Below are 24,744 nucleotides of genomic sequence, written 5' to 3'. Positions count from 1 at the left end.
TTCCAGCCTGTTCGATTGACGTAGCTAAGTCAGCGCGCTTCGAGCGCGCTCCTCAGCGACACCCAATCGTTCACATCGCGCTCAACCATGAGCTGGTCAATTGCTTCCTTTGCCAGATAGTTGATCGAATTTTCCGAAGTGCCGACACCCGACAAGTAGAGTATTCGCAAGAATCTGGCGACGAATGCGGGATGGCTACCCGACAACGGGATCTTTATGTGGCTCGCACCGGACGTATAGTCGAAGTACAGCCCGACGCCGCCGATCGGAATCTTCGAGCATAACTTCGGGAACGACTCTGGACAGATTGCTTTGCGGAGAAGCGAATTTGTGATGTCCAATATCGCTTGATACGCCGACACCGATCCCTCGGTAAGATTTCCGATAATCGAAACTGCAGCTGCGTCTGCCGCAAGTTCGTCCTTTTGCTGCTTGAAATCGAATACCCGTGCGCCGACGACGTCCTCGCTGAAATCACTAACGCCGTGTTTCAGAATCACGTGACCCAGCTCGTGAGCCAGGATCCAACAAAGAATATACTTCCTGTACATGTTTCTACGATTTCTTGCGTCTTTCTGGAATAGCTCCACAAGTTTGAACTCGTCGATCAGATCATCGACCAGTTTCAGATCACAATCAATGACGCTGTCGAACGGCGTAGCGACACAATTATTTCGGTATATGGCGTCACCGCTGAACGTCGAGTTTGTAATATTAACGAAGACGGGCCCGTAATAGCTCGACCCCGATTGTACGGTGACGAGGAACGTCGACGGTCGCGAGCGCGCCCACCGATCGACCACACTTTGAGCGAACGCATATATGGCGCCCCGAAACTCCATGGGAACCCGCTGCACAGCGTTGCATTCAACGCTCATCCAGAGCAGAAACAGTTGCCCTATGAGCAGGATATTGGCAGCGCCAATCAAACGACGCGGCAGGCCGGACGTTCCGATCACTGAAGATTGTGCTTCAGAAAGTCGGCCCACCGCTCCTTCGACACGAAATCGACGACGTGAGCGGTGTTTTCTTTCAAATAACCGTCATGGTACGGATCCGCTTCAAAATCTGCGTTCGAGGCAGGAAAGTATATCGCAACACCGTTCGACATCGTATCCCTCTTGCTTCGGGCAGAAGCGTAATTGTACAGAACGCTCTCTGAGGCACTCGCCGCCACTGCCTGAGCCGCCGTCTTTGCCGCCTCGTCGTTGGTTATCGCCGCGTATCGCTGTGCGAAGCCGATCAGGTCGACGGACGTCTTCAAGCCCGCCCCAGATCCGTACGTTTTCATCCCCGCTCTCGCTTGCGCGACGTTGGATTTCTCCGTGTCGTACTTTGCGAGAAGGACATCAGCGAACTTCGATATCGCTGCCGCCGTCGCGTTGGCCTTCGATAGATCGAGTACGGACAAGGTGGTCGAATGAGAATCGCCATAGCGAGCCCGATAACCGTCCACGACCATCTGGGAGAGTTCGAGTCCGGTAGCTGACGGCTTCGCGCTCAGTCTTTTGAGGAAGTAGTCGTAATCCCAACCAGCACCCGGTTCCAGCTCTTCGCTGGCCAATAACACGGACGATGAATTTTGGAATGCATACGCGGTCTCCAACATCGACATCAGGCAGGCGTCGAAGCCGATCACGTCAATCGGCCGACTGAGGCGCGACGACAGGACCTCGGTGACGGACTGGATATCGCTGTTGAAGAGAAAGTTGCCGGTATCCTGATCGAATGAAACCGCGCGGAAGCCACCGAGAGGAGGAGTGTTCTCCGCCGCCTTCTGCAGGGCCGCGGCGGGCATCGCGGGGACCGCCTGATTTCTGGAAGCCGAAGCAGCCCGAACATCGGCATCGCCTGCCAACTGGAAGCGCCAGCCCTGTCCATGGTTCCATATGACCAACATGTAGCGCTTTGCGGGATAGGTCTCCACGGCCCAATCGACAAAGTCCTGGAGGGCGCGCGGCGAACCGAGATCAGACAATTCGGGCTTTCCGCGGAGATCTACGACGGCCTGCGACGGTACGGGCTCCTGGTTCTGCCTAACGTAAAATCGCAGCACGCCCGACCACTTCTCGGCCGCCTCGGTAATGTTGACGGCTGGTCTCCCCATCTCGACGACGACGTTAACGTCAGGTGTGCTCCCCCGGCTCGCAATCTCATTGAAATTTTCGATGGCGTCAGGTTCAAGGTTGTTCTTTGCGTTCATGAAAATCATTACCGTCCACTCCGCGGGAGTAGCTTTCGCCTGCGTAGCGAGAAATCCGGTTGTGCTCACTATGAATACGATGAAATAAACAAGGCTGCGGACCATGGGATGTCCCCTCTAATCCTCTGAACAACGAGCTACATTCAAGACCAACTTGACGTTGCAATCAACGGGCTCTCCTCATAGGACTCGCAAAATCGACCTCCGTTCGGCCGTCGCCTTCGTCAGTTCGGTTGCGTTTCCGATGCTCGATGCGACGGCGAAGGATTGTTCAGCTTTGACCGTTCGCACTGGCCGTGCTCGCGGCGCGGTAGCCGTGAGCACGCAAATACTGGTCCAACTTGAGATACGAAAGATACGCCGCCATCGGCGCGGCATGCCGATCAGGCGATAGTCAGATAAGCTGCCTCCGTTCACGTGAGGCAGTCGAATTCAACGCGAACGCCTGGTCGCCAAGACCAATACACGGTTCGCCATGACCCGTATAATTGGGGATTGTTGCTGCAGTCCGTTTGAGAGCCGCTCGGCCACGCAGAGCTATCGAGATAAGCTACGTTGCACGCGCGAAATCAAACTCAAGGCGACGCTTGCGAGGCCGAGAGCGTCGCATTGGCTTGACGAAGGCGTCTGGAGGTCTGTGCAAACGAGACAACCCGACCTAAGTCTATTCGCCCGAGCACTCCGGAACGGTACCCTGCATCACTCTCGAAATCCAGTCACGGTAAACGCCTACACGCGTGTAAACACCGTATTTCAGGGCACGTGCGCAGCCCGTCCCCCAGGAAACGACCCCCACCAGAGTCTTGTTGCTTCCACCACCCAAGACCAATGGGCCTCCGCTATCGCCACTGCAGGAATCCCTTTTGCCCTCGCCGGCTCGCCCCGCACACAGCATACCTGTCGTGACTTTGCCTCCGTACGACTCATTCTTGTTGCACGTCTCGTTATCAATGAGCTGGACTGTCACTTCCTGCAAAATCTCTGAAAGTTGACCAGTTTCGGTTGTCCGTCCCCAGCCGGTCACAACGACATCGTCTCCGGCGGGCAAGGGCGTGCTGATACCAGCCAGTGGGATCACGCGCGATTCGTCCGTGGCATCCGACAGCTTTACAAGCGCGAGATCATAGGGATCTTCACCGCCGGTTCTTTTGTAGCAGCGATGAACCACTGCTCGCTCAATGGGAAGCCAGCTTCCTTCCTTGGCGATATTTGTGGCACCGATCTTGATGAGAATCTGGTTGTCCGGACGTTGCGTCTGGTCAGACTTTACAAAACAATGCGCAGCCGAAAGAACCCATCGACCCGAAATGATCGACCCGCCACACCACACTTCGTTATCCCCACGAGCGACATCATCCTTGAGCGCAATGGCGACCTGAAACGGATGAAGATCGATGGAAGTATCCTTTCCACCAACGATGCGCCGATCGGTCCGCTTCTCGATCTCCTTGTCAGCTGTCTGGGAAACTGCCGAGAAAGGCCACGAGACTAAGACCAGCGTGGCCACAACCACGGACGAAACTCGAAAAATATCCGGAGTATTCATTGCAGCCCTCATTCCGATACTAGTTTCTGATCTTGAGTAAGCTCGCGACCGGCACCCAGCCGACTTCCGTACCTTTCTGCACAATCAGCGCCCAATCCCCCTGATACTGGGAAATCGCTACCCTCGTCCCTTCGTCGAGCGTTTCGTTGACTTCGGCGTCCGGTGTGGCGCGCCTTCGTGCCTTAGTCGTCCCTCTCAAAACCCAGTCGCCTGGCATTGTCTTGGCTGAGCTGATTGGCAGCGGTGCAACAGACGCCAATGGAAGTCCCAGCGGAAAGTCGTCTTCGACGAGTATGCGGGTTTTTTGCGGTGGTTCCCCCAGATCCGTGCTGAGCTTCTCAACGTCAGGAGGAATACGATCCTTGAGGGTGGACACATAGATGTCCTTGCCGTCTGGTAGCGGCGTGGACAACGCCTTCAGAATTGCATAGGTGAGAATACCGTGGTTCAAATACCGGCTTTCAAGGGCAGAGTCCCGGGCCGCGGTAAACACGCTTCGTCCTATAGCCTGACGAAGTCTGTCGATAGCAGTCTCCGCTTGGGCGTCGCCTCGCGACAGGAAGTCGCTGCTCTTGCAGGTGTCGATAATCACGAGCTTCTTGTCGACCCGAACTTTGGCGAGCCACGTCTGCCAGGTCTCCGTGGGGATACCCTCAGTCTCATAATTCCGCCCACCGCCGATCTTTGTCGTGACCGGATAGTAGTAGTAGCGTCCGTCGACGCTCTGGCCGTGACCAGCGATCAGAAGAACGAACGCATCCTGTGGATTGACGCTACCTGCAAGCTGATTGAATGCATTAGCGATCTTGTCCCGTGTAGCTTCAGCTTCGGTACGCTCCAGGCTCAAGCCCCTAGCGTAACCACCATTCGCGCTAACGTCGGCGATTGCTTGCTCTAGAGAAAGGACATCTGCTACCGCCAGCGTGAGCGGGTTCAGAGTCGGGTAGTCAGTTGGTTTCAGGCGGGTGTCGTAGCTGTTCACACCGATGGCCAGGATATGCATGCGAGGTTGCGGGGCGGCAGCCGTCGACACCCCATCTTCGCTGATCCGGATCTCCAAAGGCCTGCTCGCCAGGGCAAGTCGGGCGTCTTCGTTATCGTTGAACGCAACAACCGTAATGACGTTGCCTCCCTTCCGGCCAAAGTCCAGCTTCAATCCTTCTGTCACTTCTACTGGTGCGTTGCGATCACTACGGCTTCCGAGTTCATCCGGCTCGGTTCGTCCTGCGGCGGCGCCGTTGACGCGCCAGATCAGCCGCTTTCCGATACCTCCTCCGCCGTTGTTCACGATCCTGACCTTGAGCATCATCGAATCACCAGCTTTGTTCTTGTCCAGGAGCTGAGCGTTGGAGCGGCGCCTTTTTCGAGAACAGCCGAAAGATTCAGCTTTTTTGCTGCATCAGCGTGCAGTCCCATAAGGTCGCCCGACAGCTGTTCCTTGACGAGATCAGGGCGGTACAGTGGTCCGAAGAATTGCTCGACGGAATATACGTCCTGTCCTTGTACGACCGACATAAGCTGACCAGGCCGGTCGGAACCGGCGAAAAATCCTGCGGGTGTAAATACCAGCCACTGCCCATCCCGGCTGGCAACAAACGTTGCAGCTAGCGCTTTGCGGCGAAGGTCCCACAACCGTACAGTTCCGTCGCTTCCTCCGGTAGCCAGCCAATCGTTATTGGGCAGGAACTTGATCGCAGAAATATTGCCTAGATGCTCGCCCTCAAGGCGCGTAAGCGCTCCGTCGATAGTCTGGATGATCACAACTTCGCCTCCATCCGCGAGAGCGATACGCTCACTCTTTGCGTCAAACGCGCTTGGAGGTAACCCGGGGACGGAGTCTCTGGTGGCGAACGCCTGATCTACTAACTTTTGACTCCCCGCCCCCCAGCCCGTCCTGAGTCTGAACCGTGCAAGCTGATTTCCCGAGACTTCAGTCTCGAAAATTCGCTCGTCCTTGAGAAAAAACGTTTCGTTCCGTTCAACCCAATGTATGTGCTCTTCCTGGTCAACTTGGGTCCAGTCCAGCGTCCTGTAAACGTAACGGCCGAACCGCTCAAACTGTACCGTGTGAACGATCAGATATTTGCCGTTCGGTGAGAACTCGGCGGACTCCAGGCCCGGACCGTCCTTGATCCGTATTTCCCTCATGACTTTTTGGTCGCTGAGACGGCGTATCTGAACAACGCCTCCCTCCCCGGCGTCCTCTGGCCGCAATGTTGAATTGCTGGCAACTATTGCGACAAACTTGCTATCCGGAGAGAAGCCTGCATCAACGATTGGCTTTCCGCGGATGCTCGACATTCGAAGCTCCGTTGCATTCTTGTCGAGATTCCACAAAAACAAAGAAGAGCTGGATATTGTCATCAGAATCGCCCAGCGACCGTCTTCCGACGAAGCCATTAAACTCGGGGAGCCCGCATCCTTGGGAAGCTTCAGTCGGCTTTTGAACGCACCCTTCCCGGCGTTCCAAAGTCCGAACTCACGCTTGTCGTCTCTCACTATCACCAGCAAGTCCGCCGGCAAGCTCGACAGAGGCCCAAACTTGTCGTCGGGGAGCCGCCAACCTTTCGGTATCGATGATCTCACGTCGTTTGCAGCTTTGGCAGTCAGCCCACCCGCGGCAGGGGACGTCCGAACTGTTCCGTCATGCCGACTATCGGCGGTCTCGGCTTCCCCGATATTGAGCTTGGGAATCTCGATCAACTCGGCTTCAAATGGCTGCCAAACGAATTCCGCGCCAAACGCATCGAGAGCGACGAGGCGCTTTCCGTCGGCAGACGGCGAAATTTCCTTGATAGTCTGGGGACCCATCAATGTCTTCTGCAAGACACCCGTTCGCGTATCCCAAATCTCAATCAGATTACCCCTTGAGGTTACTACCAGTGATCCATCGCTACTGAACACGGCCGCGGCTGGCCGGAAGTCCTTCTCAAGGCGCACCTTCTCAAGGCCGCCTGGCCCCGGCGACAATATTTCGACGAATTCGCTATCCGCCGAAGCAGACTCTGAGGTCTTTTTGACCAGGAGCCGCGAGCCAAACCCAAGCGCCAACTGATCCAGATATCCTTCAGCGCGGGAGAGCTTGAACTCGCGCGTCACGCCACCAGATCCAAGATCCGTGAAACGCCACGTGATCGCGCCATCCGAATATTGCGCCGTAGCAACTTCGCTTCCGGAATCGCTGATACGCCCAAGACGAGCTCCTTTTGCCGTGGGCAACGATTTCCTGATCTCGAGGCTCGGTAGCGACAACAGCGCTGCACTGTCTTGGCTGGTTACAATCACCTCCGTGCCGCTCGCATTCATGATAATCCGATCGGCCTGGCCTTCTCTCGTGGCGCGCTGTTCGAGAGTCGAAATCTCCCACGCAACGGTGCCGCACTTGTCTTTCAAATGCACCCCACACGTCGACACCACGGTGTTGCCGTCCGGGGTTATTGCGATCGATGACAGCCATTCTTGATAATCGACGGTCTTGAGCAATTTACCGGTCACCGCATCCCACTGATGCAGGCGTCCAATATTATCGCTCGCTATGACAATTCTGCCATCTCGGGAAATCGCAACGTCCGTGACATACGTTTGAACCGCTTCAGACACTTCCTCCTCTTCTGACTCTCGGGGCGCATCCCTTGAAGGTGGCGGCGCCGGAATAGGAGCGAGCGTACGAATGAGGCGACCGCTAGAGAGCTGCCAGAGCCTTATTGTGGCTTCATCACTTGAGACGAGATATCGGCCATCCAGCGATATCGCGAGCAGTCCTACTTCCCCGCTATGCCCAATGTTTGGAGTCGGAACAACGGCCAGACCCTGAGCCAACCCGTTGCAGGTTTCGCAGACCAGAAGAATGCAGATCAACGCCAACATCTCGATTGTCGATCGAAATCTGGAATGTCTCTGCATTGCCCGTCCCTGATCAAGATGACTTTGAAATCACGAATGTTTTGTCGGCATGATGAAACGGACGAACGTCGAGTCAAGGCTCTGGAGGCTTGCAGCCGCTTGAGTTCTCTCAAGGTGGGCCAAACACTGGCTCGCCATGGCAGCGCTGTAAACGTTTGCGGATCACGTGTAGCGATGGAGCGCGATCGCATGCCTCCCACCCTCAACCGACGGCTCGCCGACGGCAACAACGCCGTCAGCGGCTCGTCCTGGCGCATTCTCCGTCTGGAAGATGCCCGATTTTTCTCCCGTGGGGCCGCCCCTATTTTCCCTTTGAGATCGCATCCAGCGATTGCTGCAATTTCTTCAGATTATCTTGCGAAACTGCTGTCTCGACTGCGCCGGCAAAGGTCAACATCTTCGATACGGTATCCCAGAAGTCGACTGCGCCGCTCTCATCAGCGACCTTCGAAAAGTCATTTGTGAGCGCCTTATAGCCGTTCAGCTGGGTCGAGGTATCGCCGGCGTCTGCGAGCTGGTCATACGCGGCCGCCGTCTTGAGCGCTGCTGTAATCCCGTCTTCAAAATGGCTCCACACCGCACGATAGCAACGCCTGAACTGGGCACTTGGCAGACCGTCCGAGCCACGACGGTACATCGCGTCATATGGTGCAGGACAGGCCGCTTGCACCGGCTTCGAGCCCAGATCCAGGGAATCGCCGGTTAAGACCGCGATTTGCTCGGCAAAGGTCCCTGCCAGCGATAGCCGCTTCGAAAACAGGTAATCAGAGCCCGTGCGGCCGAGACCAAGACCGGAGTCACGAAGCTTGCCTTGATTGGAAGTATCGCTGAGAAAAGTTTTGATCGCCTTCTTCTTCTCGAAATCGGAAGCCAGATTAGCGAAATCTACCAGGACCGGCTGGATAATACCCATGATCGTACCGGCAAAAGCGCCAACCGGTCCGAATAGACTTAGTTGGTCCGCCCCGATGACGGCGGACGCTGATCGCCCCCCTGGGGATGGCGCCTCTGGAATTCTGGCGCCGAAGAAGGCGGCATCGAATTCTTTCAGATCCGCCTCGCAGCTCTTCCTTATATTTGTGCGATCTTTTTCATCCACTTTGGGCTGCGCCGAAACCGTGATTTGATAGGTCGCGAACAATGACTTGAAAGCAGAAAAGATATCATCGGCCTTGCTGGGCGCAGCCAGCGCCTGGAGCTTGCCCGCAACAGCGGTCAGATAATTTTGCTGCGCCAGCGTAGTCAGGTGATCGACGGTTATAGACGCCGTACTGTCCCGACCGGAAATGCTCTTGACGATCTCTTGCTTGTCGCTGCGAAATCCGCATAGCAGGGAACTCTCGTCCACAACGCCAGCTATGGACAATGTATTGTTGGGATCAGTGACAGGGGCTTTCGAGGAATCCGCCGGAAACGCCGCCAACACCTTGTTCGCGACCTGCTGCCTTACAAATTCGAGGCGCGCTGCGTTGCGCTCGTTCTGAATTGCGTCCTGGTTCGATACGGCAAGCGCCGACAGCGCCGTAGTGAAAGCGGCATAGTTGTTCGGCTTGTCTGCATCCTGCGCTTCAGCCGTCGAGCGGCAAAACGTGGTCGCAGCAATTCCAAGGAGCAGGAGTTTCGCTACGCGTGGCATTCCAACCTCCATTATCAATTGCCCAATGAATCGACGGTCGCAATTATTGTCACAATCTCAAGGTGATCGTTTGCAATTTCGCTCCCCCCGGGTATATTCAATCAAAGATCGAACTATTTGCCAACTCCCGTCCGTTCGCCAATGAGACCGCTGGCGCGATGTGAGTTCGCATCAGATTTTTGCGACGCAGCGATGACAACGGAGCTCAGGATTGGGCCAACCGTTGCACGTCTCCTTAAGCCGTTACGATATTGTCTTGCCTTCTGACCGCCTCTACCGATGTCGCTTTTTCAGGGCTGGAGCATTTGAATGGCAATTTTTCGCAACTCTATCGGGTTGTGTTTCGGGCTTGCACTGACACTTTCACCCGGCCTTGCCGCTGAACGAGTTTTGCTCGACCCCGACTGGAACAGCCCTGAACTGGCGAAAGCCAAAAACGCCCTCGAGTCTCAGCGTTCGGCAAGATCCAGCGAGAGTGTAAGCCGGGATGCGGAGTTGCCGCTTTCGCTCCCTCGCTGGGGTCTGAGCGGAAGGATCGATCAACCCACTTCTAACGAGCAATCGCGCGCCCGCTCCGGCGAACTGTCCGGATCGATTCCCGCCTGGCCGTCCTGTGCCAAAACTTTGGCTGAGCCCAAACCCGTTACCGACGGCAGCGGACTTTGGTACACGGACACTTACGATTACGGCTGCGTTGTCATCTCCATCAGTGGAGATAGGTCAGCCAAGCCGGATCAGGACTTTCCGACAGATGTCAGGACACCGGACGAGTGCTCCGACCAGAGCGGTCTCGACAGCACCGAGACGGACACCCGAGGCCGTTTCGACATGCAGCTCAGCCTCAACCGGATCCCATACGAAATCGTCGGGCGCTGCACGGAGGAAGCGGAAACCTTCTGCCGAAATCGCGCAGCGCGCTGCGCTCTCGCCGGGCGACTGATCCTGCGCGGAGGGAGCCCACAATGAGCCGGCTCCGGTCGATCTTCTATTGCGCACTTCTCTGCGCGACAGCCGCACCTTACGTCAATATGGCCCAACTCGCGCGCGCCCAGCAGTTGAACGAGAACTTCACCTACCACTCCCCTGGCGTCATGACGTTTGCGGGCGATGCTGGTGTCAAGGACAGACGCGCATTCTTTCCTCAGATGAAATTCCCTATCAGGGTTGGTCCGGAAGCGGCTGGCGATGGCAAGCCGCTTCGTGCCTTTGCCAACAGCCAAGTTTTCATTCCAGGCGGCTTCGAGACCAACGATTCCCGGCTCTACATCTATCCCTGGACCGATACTCTCTGCGAATCCAAGCATGTCGGCGGTGACATGCCACTCTGCCCCAATACGTCGCATCGCGGACATCAGGGCGTCGATATCCGCCCGAACGCACCCAGCAACGCCGTTTTTGACATCGTCGCCTGGGCCGACGGCATCGTAACGTTCGTCTCCGGCACCGGTACGTCCGAAGTCAATATCCGCGATGCGGACAACAACGGTAACGAATGCGTTTATCTGCACCTGCGTCCGGCACCTGCTCTGAAAGTGGGACAAACCGTCAAGAAAGGCGACGTGATCGGCAAGGTTTCCAACCTGATGACAGGCGGAGGGACCTCGATCCATCTTCATTTCGAATGCAAGGCGACACACCCGGATCTCCGCGCCAAGGTGAAGATGCCGGTTTATACGTCGCTGATAGCCGCCTATCGCCGCGAGTGGCGACTTCCCGACATGGTCGAAAGCGGTGTGCTGCTACGTGATCCAGAGCGGGAGGTCGATCCCGGAAACGTGTCCGGTGCTGGCACGGGCTGTAGCGAGCCTTTGGCTGCTCCCCTTGCGGCCACCAAGGATCGCTCCTTCAAGGCACGCTACACCCACAATTGCTCGGAGATGGGCCTGACGCTGGACGCGGCAACGCAAAACGCAGAGATCGTCTATGTTCGGCCAAAGCAATCACTGCAACAATCTGCCCAGAGAACTCCTGTTCTGGTGACGGGGAAACTGGCCGCCAACGGAGATTTGACGGGTCAAGCCATCAACTTCAATTCGGCTTGCGGTGACCCCAAATTCGGCGTGACGGGCAAAGTCAACTTCAGCGACTCCGAGATCATCCTCGAGGGCGACCGTCAGCCACTTGACTCAGGATGCAATCCCTCTGGATCATCGCGACACGAGACTTTGCGTTTCGCAGCGATTGTGAACACGCCAACCAAGCCCGATCTCCCTCCGGTAGATGTGAACTGCCCATTTTCGCTACCCGCCGGACAACAGCCCATCATTGTCGGTGGCAAGGAAATTCCTCCAAAGAGCGAGCGTTCGTGTAACTTTACGGCAATCACTGTGCCAGGCGGCCTCTCCTTTGCGCAAATGCCGCGCTATATTCGCGAATGGCCGGGAGTCCGCAAGGATATCCTGACCGACAAGAATGCGGACCAGATTATCACCTTCCAGACGGCAGAAACAGGCGTTGGCGCGTGGTGGTACTGGCTGACGCAGCGTGCGGTCAACGGGCCTGATCTAGGGACGCGCGGATTTGGCGTAAGCGGCAAGCCGACGATGAGCGCTGTCGCGCGCGGGATTGCAGGAGCGGATCGCAGCGAAGACTTCGTCCGCGAGACGTATCTTAGCCCCTATCTCAACTTTGCCAGCGAATTCTTTGGCCGGACGATCACCGAGACCGATCTGCTCGACCTGTCCAGCGCGGACGTGCGCTGGAATCTAGCGCGCACCATGTTTCGTCTGGAGTCAGGCAGAACACCGGTCGTCACCCGCAAGCAGTTTGACTGCGGCATTCAGCTCGGCAACGACGTTCTTGCCGACTTCAAAAGTGCCAACGTCGAGACCAGCACAACAGGCCAAGTGAACTTCGCCGCGTTCAAGAACCTGTCATCCTATGTCAACTGCGCCAGCTCTGGCACAGCGGTTGGCCCGGGAACGTCTGCAGGTGAAGTAGCCTCGCTGGACCAGGCGAAGCAACAGATCAAGGAGCTGGCAGCGCGCATGGCCGAGCTGCAGCAGGGACTGAGTGACCGTGACCAGAAGCTGCAGCTCGCCAATTTGCGGATCGCAGACCTGCAGCGCAAGGTCGCAGACCTTACTGGAGCGCCGACGCCCGCGCCCGCTGTGCCGGATGACAGCAGTCTTCAAACGCGCGTCCTTGCGCTGCAACGCGAACTGCAACTAACCAATCAGATGTTCGACTCACAGCGCGAGCTCTGCAAGCTCAACCAGACCATTTGCCGGCCAGACCTGAGCTCCACTAGGTAGAAACAAGCCGCTGTATTCGCTCAGGACGTGGACCATTGCACGAACGCAGGTCAACAGGACAAGACTGCAAACTCGATTGGACAGATAATGCTTCGCATTCTTTTGATTGTTGGCGTGACGGCTCTCGCAGCAACAAATTCGAGTGCCCAGGGGATTGATCCCAATCCTGTCTATGTCGATCAAGGTCAGAGCTGGACGACGGCAGCGCGAACCGACTTCTATTCACGCGACCAGGGATCACGGCTGATCGCGTTGTCCTGGTTACAGGCCCTTAAACAAGAGAATGGCCAACCATTCCTCGCCGATGGCCTGTCCCGTTACGGCTACCTGCCTAACCAGGACAATACCGACAGTCTACCCGTGGGATTTCACGCCTCCGGCCCGCAAGGCTTTCAGACCGTGGGAATGACCTGCTCCGCCTGTCACACGCGCCAGATCAAAGTTGACGGCAAAGCCTATCGCATTGACGGCGGACCGGCCCTCGTGGACTTCCATGCCTTCCTGAGCGATCTGGATAAGGCGGTCGGCGCCGTCGTCGCCAGCGACGCATCGTTTGCGCCATTCGCAGCCGCTGTCCTGCAATCTCCCGCCCCTGCTGCTCCCGATGTTGCAGCACTTCGACTGCGGGTCGACGCCTGGTATCGGCGCTTTCACACACTGATAGCGGGTGCATTGCCGTCGACCACCTGGGGAACCGGTCGACTTGATGCAGTCGGGATGATTTTCAACCGTGTGTCAGGGCTTGATATCGGCCCTCCCCCTGATTTCATGATTCCGGAGAATATCAAGCGAGCAGACGCGCCGGTCAGATACCCGTTCCTCTGGAACGCTCCGATACAGGACTTTACTCAGTGGGCTGGATTTGCCGGCAACGGAAGTGATCTGCTGGGATTGGCCCGAAATGTGGGCGAAGTGCTAGGCGTGTTCGCAACGTTTGAGCCGAAGCGTGAACTCCTGATAGTCAATTTCCTCAATAACAATTCCGCCAATTTTGACGGGCTGTCCGAGCTGGAGAAGACTGTCAGGAAGATCGGTCCACCGCGGTGGCCGTGGAAAGTGGATGCCGAGCTTGCCGGCAAGGGAAAGCTGGTCTTTGAACGACATACTCCAGAAGGCGGATGCGCCGACTGCCATGGAATCGCGGATGGCATACGACGCAAGACGTGGAGCACTCCCATAAAAGTGGCTGGCACAGACACGCGCCAGTACGATATCCTATCCAGGAAGGCACGATCGGGCGTCCTGAAGGGCGTATTCATCCCGCTGGCGACCAGCCCGTTGCAGGAAGAGGATCTGGCTCTCAATATTCTGGCAACATCGGTCATTGGCTCAATTGCGGAGCACATATTGACCGGTGGCGGCGCTTCCACGAACGCCCGTGTAGCCGCTTTTTCCGAACCTGGATCGGCTAGATCAGCGGACCTGTCAGGCGTGACGCAACTGCCACCGACTCTACAAGATCTGCCTTTAGCCTTTAACACGCCTAATACGTTTGAGGCATCGCAGCTGGCGAAGCAGCAAGGGACAGAACGCGCTGCCCCGAGCCCGATCCCGCCGAGGGGCGCTTACGAAGCGCGAGTTTTACAGGGCATATGGGCCGCTGCGCCGTACCTGCACAATGGCTCAGTTGCTACTCTTGCGGACTTGCTCAAGCCATCCGCCCAGCGCAACCCGCAGTTCAGCGTGGGACCAGAATACGACATCAATAACGTTGGCCTTGCCACGACTCAGGCCCAGTCGAGTGAAGCACGACACCTGACGGACTGTGCGGACCTCAATTCCGGAAACAGCCGATGCGGCCATGAATATGGGACGGCTTTGAGCGATGAGGACAAAAGAGCTTTGCTCGAATTTCTGAAAACCTTGTGAGACGCCTGTGCCGACGTCGCTGCCCGACCTGGGCATTCGACGACAGGACTAGCCGTCGGGAAGATTTGTTGCAAAACTCAGCGGGACCCTTTCTTTGAGAGGAGACTATTTATGCGCACCCTTTTGGCAATTTTTCTTGGGTGGACAGGACTTCTGGCTCAGACGAACCTGGCATTTTCGCAAACAGCTTCTGATCTGAGCAAGCAGATCTCCAGTTCGTCAAACGTGCCCCTTGCAACGGTGGTCACGGACCTAGTTACAAAAGCCTCTTCAAATTCAATCATCTCTACGCTGCAGCCCAATACTGCTAACAACGCACAAGGCACCTCAACTCCATCGCTCGATCCCCAAGCACAGCTTCAGGCGATCAAGAAGGGATATGTGGTACGAGATGTAGAGTTCACCTCCGCCTTCGGGACGAACGTGAAGAAGATTCTCGATCGGGGCGATATTAGCCTAGCCTCTCTGTTCCCCCGCTCGATTTTCTCTTCGAGCGACGAGCTTGTAGTCGACAAGGCAAGATCGGCGCCCCTTCCGCCCATTGCGCCAGCGGGGCTCGATACCGATAATGGCCGCGTCTGGACGGGCGTTCCGATTGCATCGACGGATCTGTTTCAGGATAGCGTCGCCATCGTCGGGAATAACCAGCTCTGTTCTGGAACGCTGATATCACCAGATCTTGTTGTCACAGCCGCGCATTGCTATTGCGACGGGGTCATGGACCAGGTGGTCTTCGGTGTTTCGGCGTTTGCTCCGACTGATCGAATAAACATTGTAAAAGAGAAATCATTACTCTTCAGCGCGACGCCGGATCAGGCAGCTCAAAGGTGCGCGCAGATCAAACAAGATCTCAGCCTGGGAGACTTGGCTCTTATGAAGCTTGAGAAGCCCGCGACCGCGCCCCCGCGTGCAATCGGTGGACTGGCGATGGTTCTAAACTCAGCTTCAGTACGAGCCGTAGGATTCGGAAAAAACAACAGCGCTGGCGCGGGCGGCGTGATCGGCATCAAGTATCAGGTAAATATCGTCATCGCGTCCTATCAATGCGGTGGAACGTCAGCGCTGAACATTCCAGACAGCCAGGTTTTCAGATGTAAAACTCCATACGAGCTGGTTGCCGCAGGCTCAACAGGGATACCTGCGGAGGCGATAGTGGTGGACCGGTTTACGTATCCGCACAGAATACAAAGCTCTATCTGGTGGGGATTACCTCACGCGCAGTGGACCCAAGCGGAAAATGCGGTCCCGGCGGCATCTATGTTCTGCTTGGCGCGCCTCCGATCAGAGCATGGCTCGAAAGTCAGGGCAGTTCGTTCGATGACAGTCAGTGACCCCATTCCGAGCGAACCACCTCAAACAAGCCCCGATCCCCGGATGGCTGCCACATTCTTCAACACAGTCAGGATTTGGCGCAAGTCTCGGCCGCCTGATTTTCGGTGACGGACGTCAAATCCGTCGATTGGAGTAGCTGGCTGCATATGTCGGTGGCAGCCTCGACTTAAGCATGCATTTCCAGCGCATGCGTCTCTCACCGTTTCCTCAGATTCAAGTTGCATCATCAGAAGCCAATGCGTCGGGAATTATCCAACGATGCTCTTATCGCCCGGACGCCTCAAACGATCGATGCTGAAGCTCGTTCGCCCAACGTTGCGCGGTGTCGCAGCAGCAGGACTAGTTGCGACCTTCACTACCGCGACGCTGGGTGCTGAGATTGTTGCCTTGGATCGACCAGATCCCGAGTTCGGCACTGCTTCGAATGCCGTGCCATCGAGCCCGGTCAAATGCGACGTTCAGTTGACCGGCGCGATCAGACCAGGTGACGCGGACAGATTTGCGACGATAGTCAGCAGGTTGAAGCAAGACCACAGAGGACGGACTATTTTTGTGTGCCTCGATAGCAAGGGTGGAGATGTCAGGGAGGCATTGGCAATCGCGCGCTACATTAGGTGGCTAGGGCCCGATACTACACGAAATCTCACTTTCGCTGCCGGATTTGACTCAGTAATTGCAACCATTGTCGACGCACACTCGACCTGCGCATCAGCCTGCACATTTATCTTTTTAGCCGGAAGCGCATTGACTTCGCCAGCACGTTTCCTGCACCCACAAGGAAGACTGATACTTCATGCATCCTTCCTTTCTTTTGACCCCGATGTTTTGCAACGCCTTTTCGATCTCGACCGCGATCGTTTGAAGCGGGACCTGGACCAGTTATACGGAGAAGGATTGGAGGACTTTCGGCAAATAATCGAACTGTTTAATAGTGCGCCAACGAGGCGCGGCGACCTGATCGCGCCCTGGGTGAGGCCAAGCCTTTTCCTCGAGTCTTTCGCACAGGATCCAGCAGAGCTACTTTGCATCGATAATGTCGATCAGGTCGGGCGATGGAATATCCAGCTCCTCGGTATTTCTGTTCCCAAGCAAGTAAACAAACCAATGCTCCGCAACGTTTGCGAAAATACGTTCTATTGGCGACAAGACAGTTCTGCCTTGCAACCAAAAGGTCCATTTGAGGACGAGTTACCGGTCTTCTTTCCTCCTCTCGATCAGAATATTGGGGATCGCAATGTCTGGTCTGAGGGCTTCGATTTTCGAGCCACCGTCATCGGAAGAAATTACGCTCAATGTGTAGTTGAGATGACCGCAAACGATCGGGCAAAAGTCCTTTACACAGATTCGTCGGATCGTCGGGTGTCAAACATCGAGAGTGCGGCGGCGAGTGCATTTTTTTCCCCGAATACGGTTTTGTCGGATCTTGACGCCGATCAGAACGCGCTGGACACATTACCCATTGCCCCCAGTTCAAAGGGGGAGCCGTCGATGGCTGATTTTCGTATCTATCAAAATCAAGCAATGTCGGGATGCAACTTAAGCCGACTAAGCAAGTACGACAGAAACAGTTGTGAGAAGGCCTGCGGGGCCAATTCTGAATGTTCCGCCTACAGCTTCAATAAAGTTGAGCGTATTTGCGAACTGAAACATACGTTGACCGCGGTCCGAATTGATCCGCTTTGGAGCACCGGTGTCCGCGCTTCAAATTCAACAGACATTCCAACCTCGAAACGAGGCCTGGTCCTCACATCGCCGCTACCGGAGCCGCGCGGAATGCACTTTGGCCGAGACCTCATTGGTGAACAGAGGCAAGTCTTGTCACTCTCGTCCCGGGATCAATGCGCAAGCGCATGCAACTACGATAACGACTGTCTTGGCTATTCGTATTTCGAGCAGAATGCATCTCGAGATAGCGGCCAATGTCAGTTGTTTTCTGATATCAGTGATGTTCACCCCGGTTACGGGTATAGCGAAGTGAAGCGGCAGCAGTGAGCCACATATTTCTGATAAAGAAAATACGTCTGGTTTTCCGGATGGGCATGCTGCTGGCTTTGACATCAGTCGCAACGTCACCGGCGCGAGGCGACGTATTGATTGGAGTGATCTTGTCTTCCACGGGTCCGTCGGCGATCTGGAGCTCCACATACGGCCTCGAAGACTGGCCCAAGACGATAGGCGGCGAGAAAATCACCTTGATTCGATACGACGATCAGGGCGATCCCGGGAAAGCTGCTATCCAGGCCAAGCGCCTTGTTGCTGAGCATAATGTGGATGCGCTTGTATCAGGCTCATTATCGCCGAATGAGCGGCTCGCTATCGACGGCGTTGCTCGCGAGAATAACGTCGCCCATCTGGTCATCGGCGCAGTTACTTCGGCAGGCTTCGACTCACCCACTACTTCTGATGCACCGCATTCGCTGCCCGATGCAGTGTTTGAGCACATGAAATCGCATGCGATTAAGCGCATCGGATTCCTGGGCTATTCTGATGCGTGGGGAGATTTATGGCTTAATGCACTTCAAGATGCTGAGGTGAAGTATGGTCTTCAGCTAAGCGCGGTGCAACGTTTCACTCGTGGCGGTTCATCCGTCGATATTCCCGTCGGAAGGTTTATCAATGCCGAGACTGATGCTTTGCTCATCGCTGCAACCGGCGCTTCTGCCGTAACCGTACAACGAATGCTGCGCCAGCTTGGATATAACGGCCTGATTTATCATACACATGGATCAGCCGCCGACCACGTCGTCGATATCCCCGCGCAGGATGCTGCAAATGCGATTTTTCCAGCAACTCCGGATATCATTTTCACGATCTTCGCGAAGCATACTTTACCCAATCAACTGGGGCCAAATGCCCTCGATGCCGGCAGGATGCTCGAGCAATTGATTCCCTCGATACTTCAGAAGGAGCAACCAGGAAGTATTTCCTTTCGGAAAGCGCTCCGCGAAGCAACGGAGGTTGCAGTGGCTAGATCTTTGCATAAAGAGCGCACCTGGACACTTGTCACTTTCGACAGCGGCGCATGGGCATTGGCCCAATAGGTGCCATTTATTCTATTTCTAGCGATACATGTATAATTTTCTGCAGGACTGCTCCGCGATCTCGGAAATATCTAAAGCGCAATCGAGAACGCGATGCCAAGGTTCCGACTTAAGGATGACGGTCCGGTTTACTCGAACGACACCTCTGGAGCTGCCCGGCTTGCCGACGATCAATTCTCCCGACCCTAAACTCGACCAAGGGCGGCGGGCCAGTTGTAGGGGGCTATGGTCGTCGTGATCGCCGCAGTAGCAACCTACTCTAATGTGGATAGCTTGAGTACCACCCTGACTTGGCGACCGTAGCTTCGCCGTACGCTCATCGCGATCTGCCTGCTTTAGGGCGCGCTCCTTTCAGGAAGCTGATGCCAATCAAATCATTGCTGTGATTTGACGTAGGTGTCCACTGCCTGGTTGGCGGGCGCCGCTGTCAGTCCATCCACGGACGACAACTTCCGGCAAAGGCTGGAGCCCGACTCGATATCGGCCGCAAGGCAGGAGCTATCAAGCTGGCAGCTGCTGGAACACAATTCACCTTGGTTTCCGCTATCGTCATTGATCTTTACCGAACTGATTACGCTGCCGCGCAGGCGCTTGCCATCTTCAAGGGTTTTGAATTTCATCCGGACTTCCCGTGAGGATTCAATCGACTTTACCTCGGACGGCACTCCGGAAGTCCGCGTTGGATCAAGCCGCCGAGCGGTGAGCGTATGCTTAAGCTCGCAGAGCGATGTCAGCTTGCTGTGGCTATAGGCGGCACACATGGCGTCCCGCGAACATGCCGACTGACAGGCTTTTTCATCTACGCCTTTGATGTTTTTGAACGTGCAACCATTCATCTGACTGTTCGGATAGCTCGCGAAGGACTTCTCTGCGCCTGCATCGGCTTTGGCTGGCTCCTCGTTTCCAAAGTCCCACAGAAGTTTTTCTGCACTGAAAAATGCGGTAGAATTCAGCCTGGAGACGAGCGCTGTTCCGCCTTCAAATGATACTTCTAAATCCGCCTCCTGATCGAGTACACCACTGTCGCCGTATCTGACTTTGATCGAACAGGTCAAGGGCAGAAGCGGAGCCTGGTAGGGCAGACGATACTGAACGTCAAATTCCGGATCCTGATTTTTTTGCTTTTTTGGTTTGACGGTCTTGACTGCGATCTTGCCAGCATCGTTGTCGTTGCTATCGTCGTCTGCAACAAATCTGTCCAACCGCCAATTGTACGCGCTATGGCAAACGTTCAAGTAGTTCTGGCTCGATAACGCTTTTGGCGGCGAATATCCAAATGCCTGGATGTTCCATCTACCAATCGCGTCAATGGTATCCACACAAACCCACTCCTCGGGATCCTGTGAAAACATTTCGAGAAACAGACTTGGTGGCACCCAGGGTCCGCTCAAATTTTCCGTCTCATAGACCTCCTTTTTAAAGGTGCTCATAATTGATTGAACGTCTCGCAGTCCGCTCTTGTAAAGGCCGGTCACCGTCTCTTTCAGGTTCTTCTGGGAAGCGGCCGCCGTTAAATAGAGTAGCAATGCGTCGTCAGAATATTTGTCCAGATTGACGCGCGAGGAATGAAATAAAAGCCTGGCGCGAGGATGAAGGAATCGCTGCGGCCATGCGCCCTTCCTGGCGGGAGCATTCCCAGCCAGAAAGACCAGCGCGCAAGCTGAAGCACAAGTCTGCCCATCCTCGACAACGGTTGCTATCGAAGGACGCTGAGTTTCCAGGACAAACTCGGCAATTTTGAGAGCCTCGCTCGTACTTCCCCCGCCACTGCGAAGGCAGAGAAAAAAGCTGAACGAATTGAACGTGCCAACAATTTTTTCAAAATCTCGCTTCAGCGAGGCGGCATCTCCCTCGACGATTTCGCCATCAAGCACCAGATCGCACTTTACCGGATCGCTCGGCCAGTACGCGTCCACCTTGTTGTTCTTGTTGTATGCCGAGACATGAAATCCGGGAGCGCTGATAGTGGCTGCATTGGCCGGTGCACAAGCACACATCAGCGCAGCCAGCAACGCAGCGATGACCGAAATTGCCAGAGTGCGCTTCAAATTGATCATTTGCCCTCCAGTTGTTATCAGATTGAAATTCAAATGCTACTCGCCGTCAAGGTGTACTCAGTCACAAGGGCTGTGCTAATCCTCAGCGCGTAATTTCCGCAGGCTTTATGAGGTGTGGGTGCGTACGATTTCTCGTGCAGAGCTATATGAACAAGTCTGGTCAAGGCCGATGACAAAGGTATCCGTCGAGTATGGCGTGACCAGCACTGCTCTCAAGAAGACATGCAACCGCCACAAGATTCCTACTCCCGAACGAGGATACTGGGCGAAGCTCGAGCATAAGAAACCCGTTCGCCGGGTGTCCTTGCCGAAGCTGACCGACGCAAGACTTGACCAGGTGCGCATCTCGGGCGCCAGCGCACCAGACCTGCCGGAACAGGTGAGCAAGGCAGGGACGGAAGCCCGGGAGAGGCTGATGAAGGCTGAACCTGCTGTTGCAGAAGGCGCGACCGGCTCTGCGGTGAAGGAGCCCCCTATCCTGGCAGCGACGCGGCGGGCAATTTCCAGGGCCCGCCCCGACGCGGAGGGTTTCACGAACGCCCAGGGGCGCGGCATAGTCTCGCTGAAGATCGCGCCTGGCTCAGTCGACCGGGCTCTTCAGCTTCTGGCCCGGCTTTTCGCCCTCGCCGAAACCGAAGGATTTCGCCCCGCTGCCAGTGAGACCGCACTCGAGCTCGCGATCGATGACGTGTCGATCGTCTTTGGAATTGAAGAGCGGCCGCGCAAGACACCGCACGAACCGACTACAGCCGAGCTGAAGCGGAAGGAAGATAGTCTTCGTTGGGGCAATTCGAGGGATCCCTGGCCGAAATACGATCATTCTCCGTCCGGCCGGCTGGCCATCGTCATTCAAGCCAATTTGTGGTCAGGACTTCGCCGCACCTGGTCAGACGGCAAGACGCAAAAAGTCGAAGCCATGCTGCCCGAGATTGTCGCTGGCCTTGCCGAACACGGAGCGCTGCTCAGGGAACGCCGGCGAGCCGCCGAAGAGAGCGAGCGCCGGCGACGTGAAGCGGAAGACCGCCGCAGACGAGAGGAGGCCTTCAATGCCCGCGAAAAGCGACGCCTCGAGTTCGTCGATGCAATTCATGAGCAACTTCTCGAGCGATCAAAGCTCACCGCGGTGCTTGCGCATCTGGAGCACCCCACCGCGGAGATGGAGAGTCTCACAGGGAGCATTTCAGTATGGATTCGACGACGTATCCGGCAGATCGATGCTCTCACCAGCCCGGAGTTTCTCGATCTTTCGGCGAGATCCGCAAAGCTTGGTTTCGTCGAACCTCCAAAGGACTCCGACAACGAATACGGAGGCGGCTACTACGCTTACTCGTCGCCCCCTCGCCTGCAACTCTGGTCGATCGACGAGGAGAACGAGGTCGCGAAGTCAACAGGCATGCTGGAGTGGGCGATCCAGGCTGGACTTCTGACGGCAAGCGATGCCCCTCCAGCGAAAGACGAGACGGCTGAGGCGGAACCACCACCACAGAGCTGAGATGCACGACGGCTCTCCCTCTTTCCCGATTTTCCGTCATCACCACTAATGAGCGCGCCGCCTTCCGCCGGCGCTATTGACAAATCGCGACAACAAGAACAAAACTGGAACATGAGTCGGCTTGCCAAAACCGCCACCTCAGCGCTCCGGGGACTTTTCGTTGTGCCCGGACCTCATGCGGCTCACGAGACCCTGTCGAGACACGGGTCCGCCCGGCGGAGCGAGCGCGGATGAAGCTGCCGATGCTGCCCGCTTACTACTATCTCGACCACTTCGTCGAGATGCTGGAGTTCGTGCAAAAGACCTACGGTTCGATCCTCGGCGACGAGCACCGCGCGTTCATCACGCGCTTCGGCAGCCTTTCGCGAGATGCGCGGTGCCTGCTCATTCGAATGGTGAACAGGCGCGGCGCGATCTTCAACCGATCGCTCTTCAGTTATCCGGAGATCACCGATCTTGAACTTGCAGCCGCTGAATTGATGGCAGCCGGCCACGCTCGCACGCTCACGGAATCCGACTACCCGACGTTCGTTACCTGTCTTCCCAGGGATATCCTGATGACAGGAGCGCAAGCGGCCGGACGCGGAGACGTCCGGAAGTCATGGTCGAAGCCAAAATTCGTCGAGTACTATCTCGCGCAAATTCCCTTTTCGGTTGCTACGCAGCACTGCGGCGGGCACAAATTCATCGCGCTCGACGGAACGCGCCCCATCGAATTCCTTCTCTACCTCTACTTCGGCAAGACCGAGATCGACCTCAAGAACTTTGCGCTGCGCGACCTCGGCATTCTCCGCACCAACCGTGAGACGTCCTTCAACGCACGGTTCACTGACGGCGATGAGGCAACGGCGTCGTTCTACTACAGTCAGCTCCTGGATCGCCTCGATATAAAATCTGAAGCAGTTTATCGGCAAGCTGCCGTTGAGGTGCTCGGGGGACCCGCTTGCGCGACGGACTACGCTGCTGATCTTCGTAGTCGTGCGGCACATCAGGCCGGTCTGTTTTTCGAAAAAAGCAACGAGAGTGCCCTCGCCCGCCAGCTCTATCGCGCGGGCTCCTCTCCCGACTGTAGTGAACGCCTGGTGCGCCTGCTCTACAGCGAGGGAGAACGCCTCGAAGCCGAAGAACTGTTGCAGCGTATGATCGACGATCCTGCGAGCGATGCCGAGCACCTCTTTGCCACGGACTTCTACGCGCGCAAGTTCGGAGGACGGCGCACGGGGCTCTACACCGAACTCCTGCGATCGGGCCGCGCCATTACGGTCGACGACACGTACCGCGGAAACCCGGAAGCGGGCGTGGCCGGCGTCCTGCGGCGCGAGGGCTCCCGTGTATTCTATGCAGAGAACGTGCTGTGGCACACCCTTTTCGGCCTTCTGTTCTGGGACGAGCTGTTCGAGACCACCCAACTGGCCAGCGGTTTCGACTGGGTGCCGCATTGCCTGAAGGACCGCAGCTTCCACCGGCTGTTCGCACCGTCGATCGATGCAAAGCTGGAGGCAATTGAATCCGGCAAGGCGCTTGCGATCATTCTCCGGACCATCGCCGCGAGGTGGGGACGGCCCAACGGGATTTTTGCCTGGGATCATGTGCAAGTGGAAGCGCTCCGCGCGCTGCTCGAAGGCACCAACCCCACCGGCATTGCCCGTGTCGTCCGCTCGATGTGCGATGACTTCCGCAGCATGAGGGATGGCTTCCCCGATCTGATGGTCGTGCGCGACGGCAAAGCATCATTCATGGAGATCAAGGCGGAAGGAGACGTCATCCGGCGCAACCAGCTGACCCGCCTGCGCCAGCTCGGCGCCGCCGGCATCGTCGCCGAGATCGGTCGGGTCGACTACCGCTTCGATCCCGAACAGGACTATGTCGTGGTCGACATCGAGACCACCGGTGCCTGGTCGAACGGCGACCGCATCACGGAGATCGGCGCCGTGAAGGTTCGCAATCACGAGGTCGTCGACGAATGGCATACGTTGCTCAATCCGCAGCGTCCGATCCCGGCCAAAATCGTTCAGCTGACCGGCATAACCAACGAGATGGTGCGGGACGCGCCCGTGTTCGCGGACGTGGCGGAGAGCTTCATGGGATTCATGGGTGACGGCATCTTTGTCGCCCACAATGTCAATTTCGACTACGGCTTCATCGCGTACGAGTATGAGCGGCTGGAGCGTCGTTTCCGGTTTCCCAAGCTCTGCACATGCGCGGGAATGCGCCGGCGCTATCCGGGACACAAGTCCTACGGGCTCGGGAAGCTCTGCGAAATCTACGGCATCGAACTCGATAATCATCATCGGGCCCTCTGCGACGCGCGCGCTTCCGTTCACCTGCTGAACCTGATCAACCGAAAGCGACACGAGGAATTGGCTCAGAGCGCAGAAGCGGCTTGAGAGTCCGCACACATTGGTCCGATG

General features: G+C 56.4%; 15 protein-coding genes. 8 read left to right on the top strand and 7 right to left on the bottom strand.

Features of this window, described 5'->3' with window-relative positions:
* Positions 1 to 29: 29 nt before the first annotated feature.
* The 6 genes from AKN84_RS01400 to AKN84_RS01375 form a co-directional block, all read right to left on the bottom strand.
* On the bottom strand, positions 30 to 959 hold the full coding sequence (locus AKN84_RS01400; protein WP_157863232.1) for a M48 family metalloprotease: 930 nt from the start codon (positions 957 to 959) through the stop codon (positions 30 to 32).
* Entirely contained in the window at positions 956 to 2,308 is a 1,353-nt protein-coding gene (locus AKN84_RS01395) for a clostripain-related cysteine peptidase (protein ID WP_050418986.1), read from the bottom strand. Before AKN84_RS01395 ends, AKN84_RS01400 begins: the two co-directional genes overlap by 4 nt.
* 559 nt (positions 2,309 to 2,867) lie before the next feature.
* On the bottom strand, positions 2,868 to 3,749 hold the full coding sequence (locus tag AKN84_RS01390; RefSeq protein WP_157863231.1) for a serine protease: 882 nt from the start codon (positions 3,747 to 3,749) through the stop codon (positions 2,868 to 2,870).
* A 19-nt stretch (positions 3,750 to 3,768) separates the two neighbouring features.
* Positions 3,769 to 5,058, bottom strand: a complete 1,290-nt coding sequence (locus tag AKN84_RS01385; RefSeq protein ID WP_050418984.1) for a caspase family protein — start codon at positions 5,056 to 5,058, stop codon at positions 3,769 to 3,771.
* The gene (locus AKN84_RS01380) at positions 5,055 to 7,616 is read right to left on the bottom strand and encodes a WD40 repeat domain-containing protein (protein ID WP_050418983.1); all 2,562 of its coding nucleotides are present in this window, start codon (positions 7,614 to 7,616) and stop codon (positions 5,055 to 5,057) included. The genes AKN84_RS01385 and AKN84_RS01380 overlap by 4 nt, the downstream gene beginning before the upstream one ends.
* Before the next feature lie 337 nt (positions 7,617 to 7,953).
* Entirely contained in the window at positions 7,954 to 9,288 is a 1,335-nt protein-coding gene (locus AKN84_RS01375) for a hypothetical protein (RefSeq protein WP_128970312.1), read from the bottom strand.
* 309 nt (positions 9,289 to 9,597) lie between these two features.
* On the opposite strand from AKN84_RS01375, the gene AKN84_RS44410 reads away from it, so the two are divergent.
* From AKN84_RS44410 to AKN84_RS01350, 6 genes are all read left to right on the top strand, one after another.
* A complete protein-coding gene (locus AKN84_RS44410; RefSeq protein ID WP_128970311.1) occupies positions 9,598 to 10,254 on the top strand; it encodes a hypothetical protein in 657 nt (218 codons plus the stop codon).
* A complete protein-coding gene (locus AKN84_RS01365) occupies positions 10,251 to 12,542 on the top strand; it encodes a M23 family metallopeptidase (protein ID WP_050418980.1) in 2,292 nt (763 codons plus the stop codon). Before AKN84_RS44410 ends, AKN84_RS01365 begins: the two co-directional genes overlap by 4 nt.
* A gap of 87 nt (positions 12,543 to 12,629) precedes the next feature.
* The gene (locus tag AKN84_RS01360; protein ID WP_050418979.1) at positions 12,630 to 14,411 is read left to right on the top strand and encodes a di-heme-cytochrome C peroxidase; all 1,782 of its coding nucleotides are present in this window, start codon (positions 12,630 to 12,632) and stop codon (positions 14,409 to 14,411) included.
* Between the two features lie 111 nt (positions 14,412 to 14,522).
* A complete protein-coding gene (locus AKN84_RS48460; RefSeq protein WP_050418978.1) occupies positions 14,523 to 15,851 on the top strand; it encodes a trypsin-like serine protease in 1,329 nt (442 codons plus the stop codon).
* Positions 15,852 to 16,034: 183 nt separating this feature from the next.
* On the top strand, positions 16,035 to 17,735 hold the full coding sequence (locus AKN84_RS44405) for a PAN domain-containing protein (RefSeq protein ID WP_162240836.1): 1,701 nt from the start codon (positions 16,035 to 16,037) through the stop codon (positions 17,733 to 17,735).
* Positions 17,736 to 17,776: 41 nt separating this feature from the next.
* Positions 17,777 to 18,784, top strand: a complete 1,008-nt coding sequence (locus AKN84_RS01350) for an ABC transporter substrate-binding protein (protein WP_050418977.1) — start codon at positions 17,777 to 17,779, stop codon at positions 18,782 to 18,784.
* 374 nt (positions 18,785 to 19,158) lie between these two features.
* Here AKN84_RS01350 and AKN84_RS01345 read toward each other — a convergent pair whose 3' ends face one another.
* Positions 19,159 to 20,841: a PAN domain-containing protein gene (locus tag AKN84_RS01345; protein WP_050418976.1), complete on the bottom strand. Its 1,683-nt coding sequence runs from the start codon at positions 20,839 to 20,841 to the stop codon at positions 19,159 to 19,161.
* A 169-nt stretch (positions 20,842 to 21,010) separates the two neighbouring features.
* On the opposite strand from AKN84_RS01345, the gene AKN84_RS01340 reads away from it, so the two are divergent.
* Both AKN84_RS01340 and AKN84_RS01335 read left to right on the top strand, forming a co-directional pair.
* Positions 21,011 to 22,333: a hypothetical protein gene (locus AKN84_RS01340; protein ID WP_050418975.1), complete on the top strand. Its 1,323-nt coding sequence runs from the start codon at positions 21,011 to 21,013 to the stop codon at positions 22,331 to 22,333.
* Between the two features lie 230 nt (positions 22,334 to 22,563).
* Positions 22,564 to 24,720: a 3'-5' exonuclease gene (locus tag AKN84_RS01335; RefSeq protein WP_050418974.1), complete on the top strand. Its 2,157-nt coding sequence runs from the start codon at positions 22,564 to 22,566 to the stop codon at positions 24,718 to 24,720.
* Positions 24,721 to 24,744: the final 24 nt, after the last annotated feature.

The organism is Bradyrhizobium tropiciagri, from assembly GCF_001189845.1.
Lineage (GTDB): Bacteria > Pseudomonadota > Alphaproteobacteria > Rhizobiales > Xanthobacteraceae > Bradyrhizobium > Bradyrhizobium tropiciagri.
This window is presented reverse-complemented; position numbering and strand designations above follow the sequence as displayed.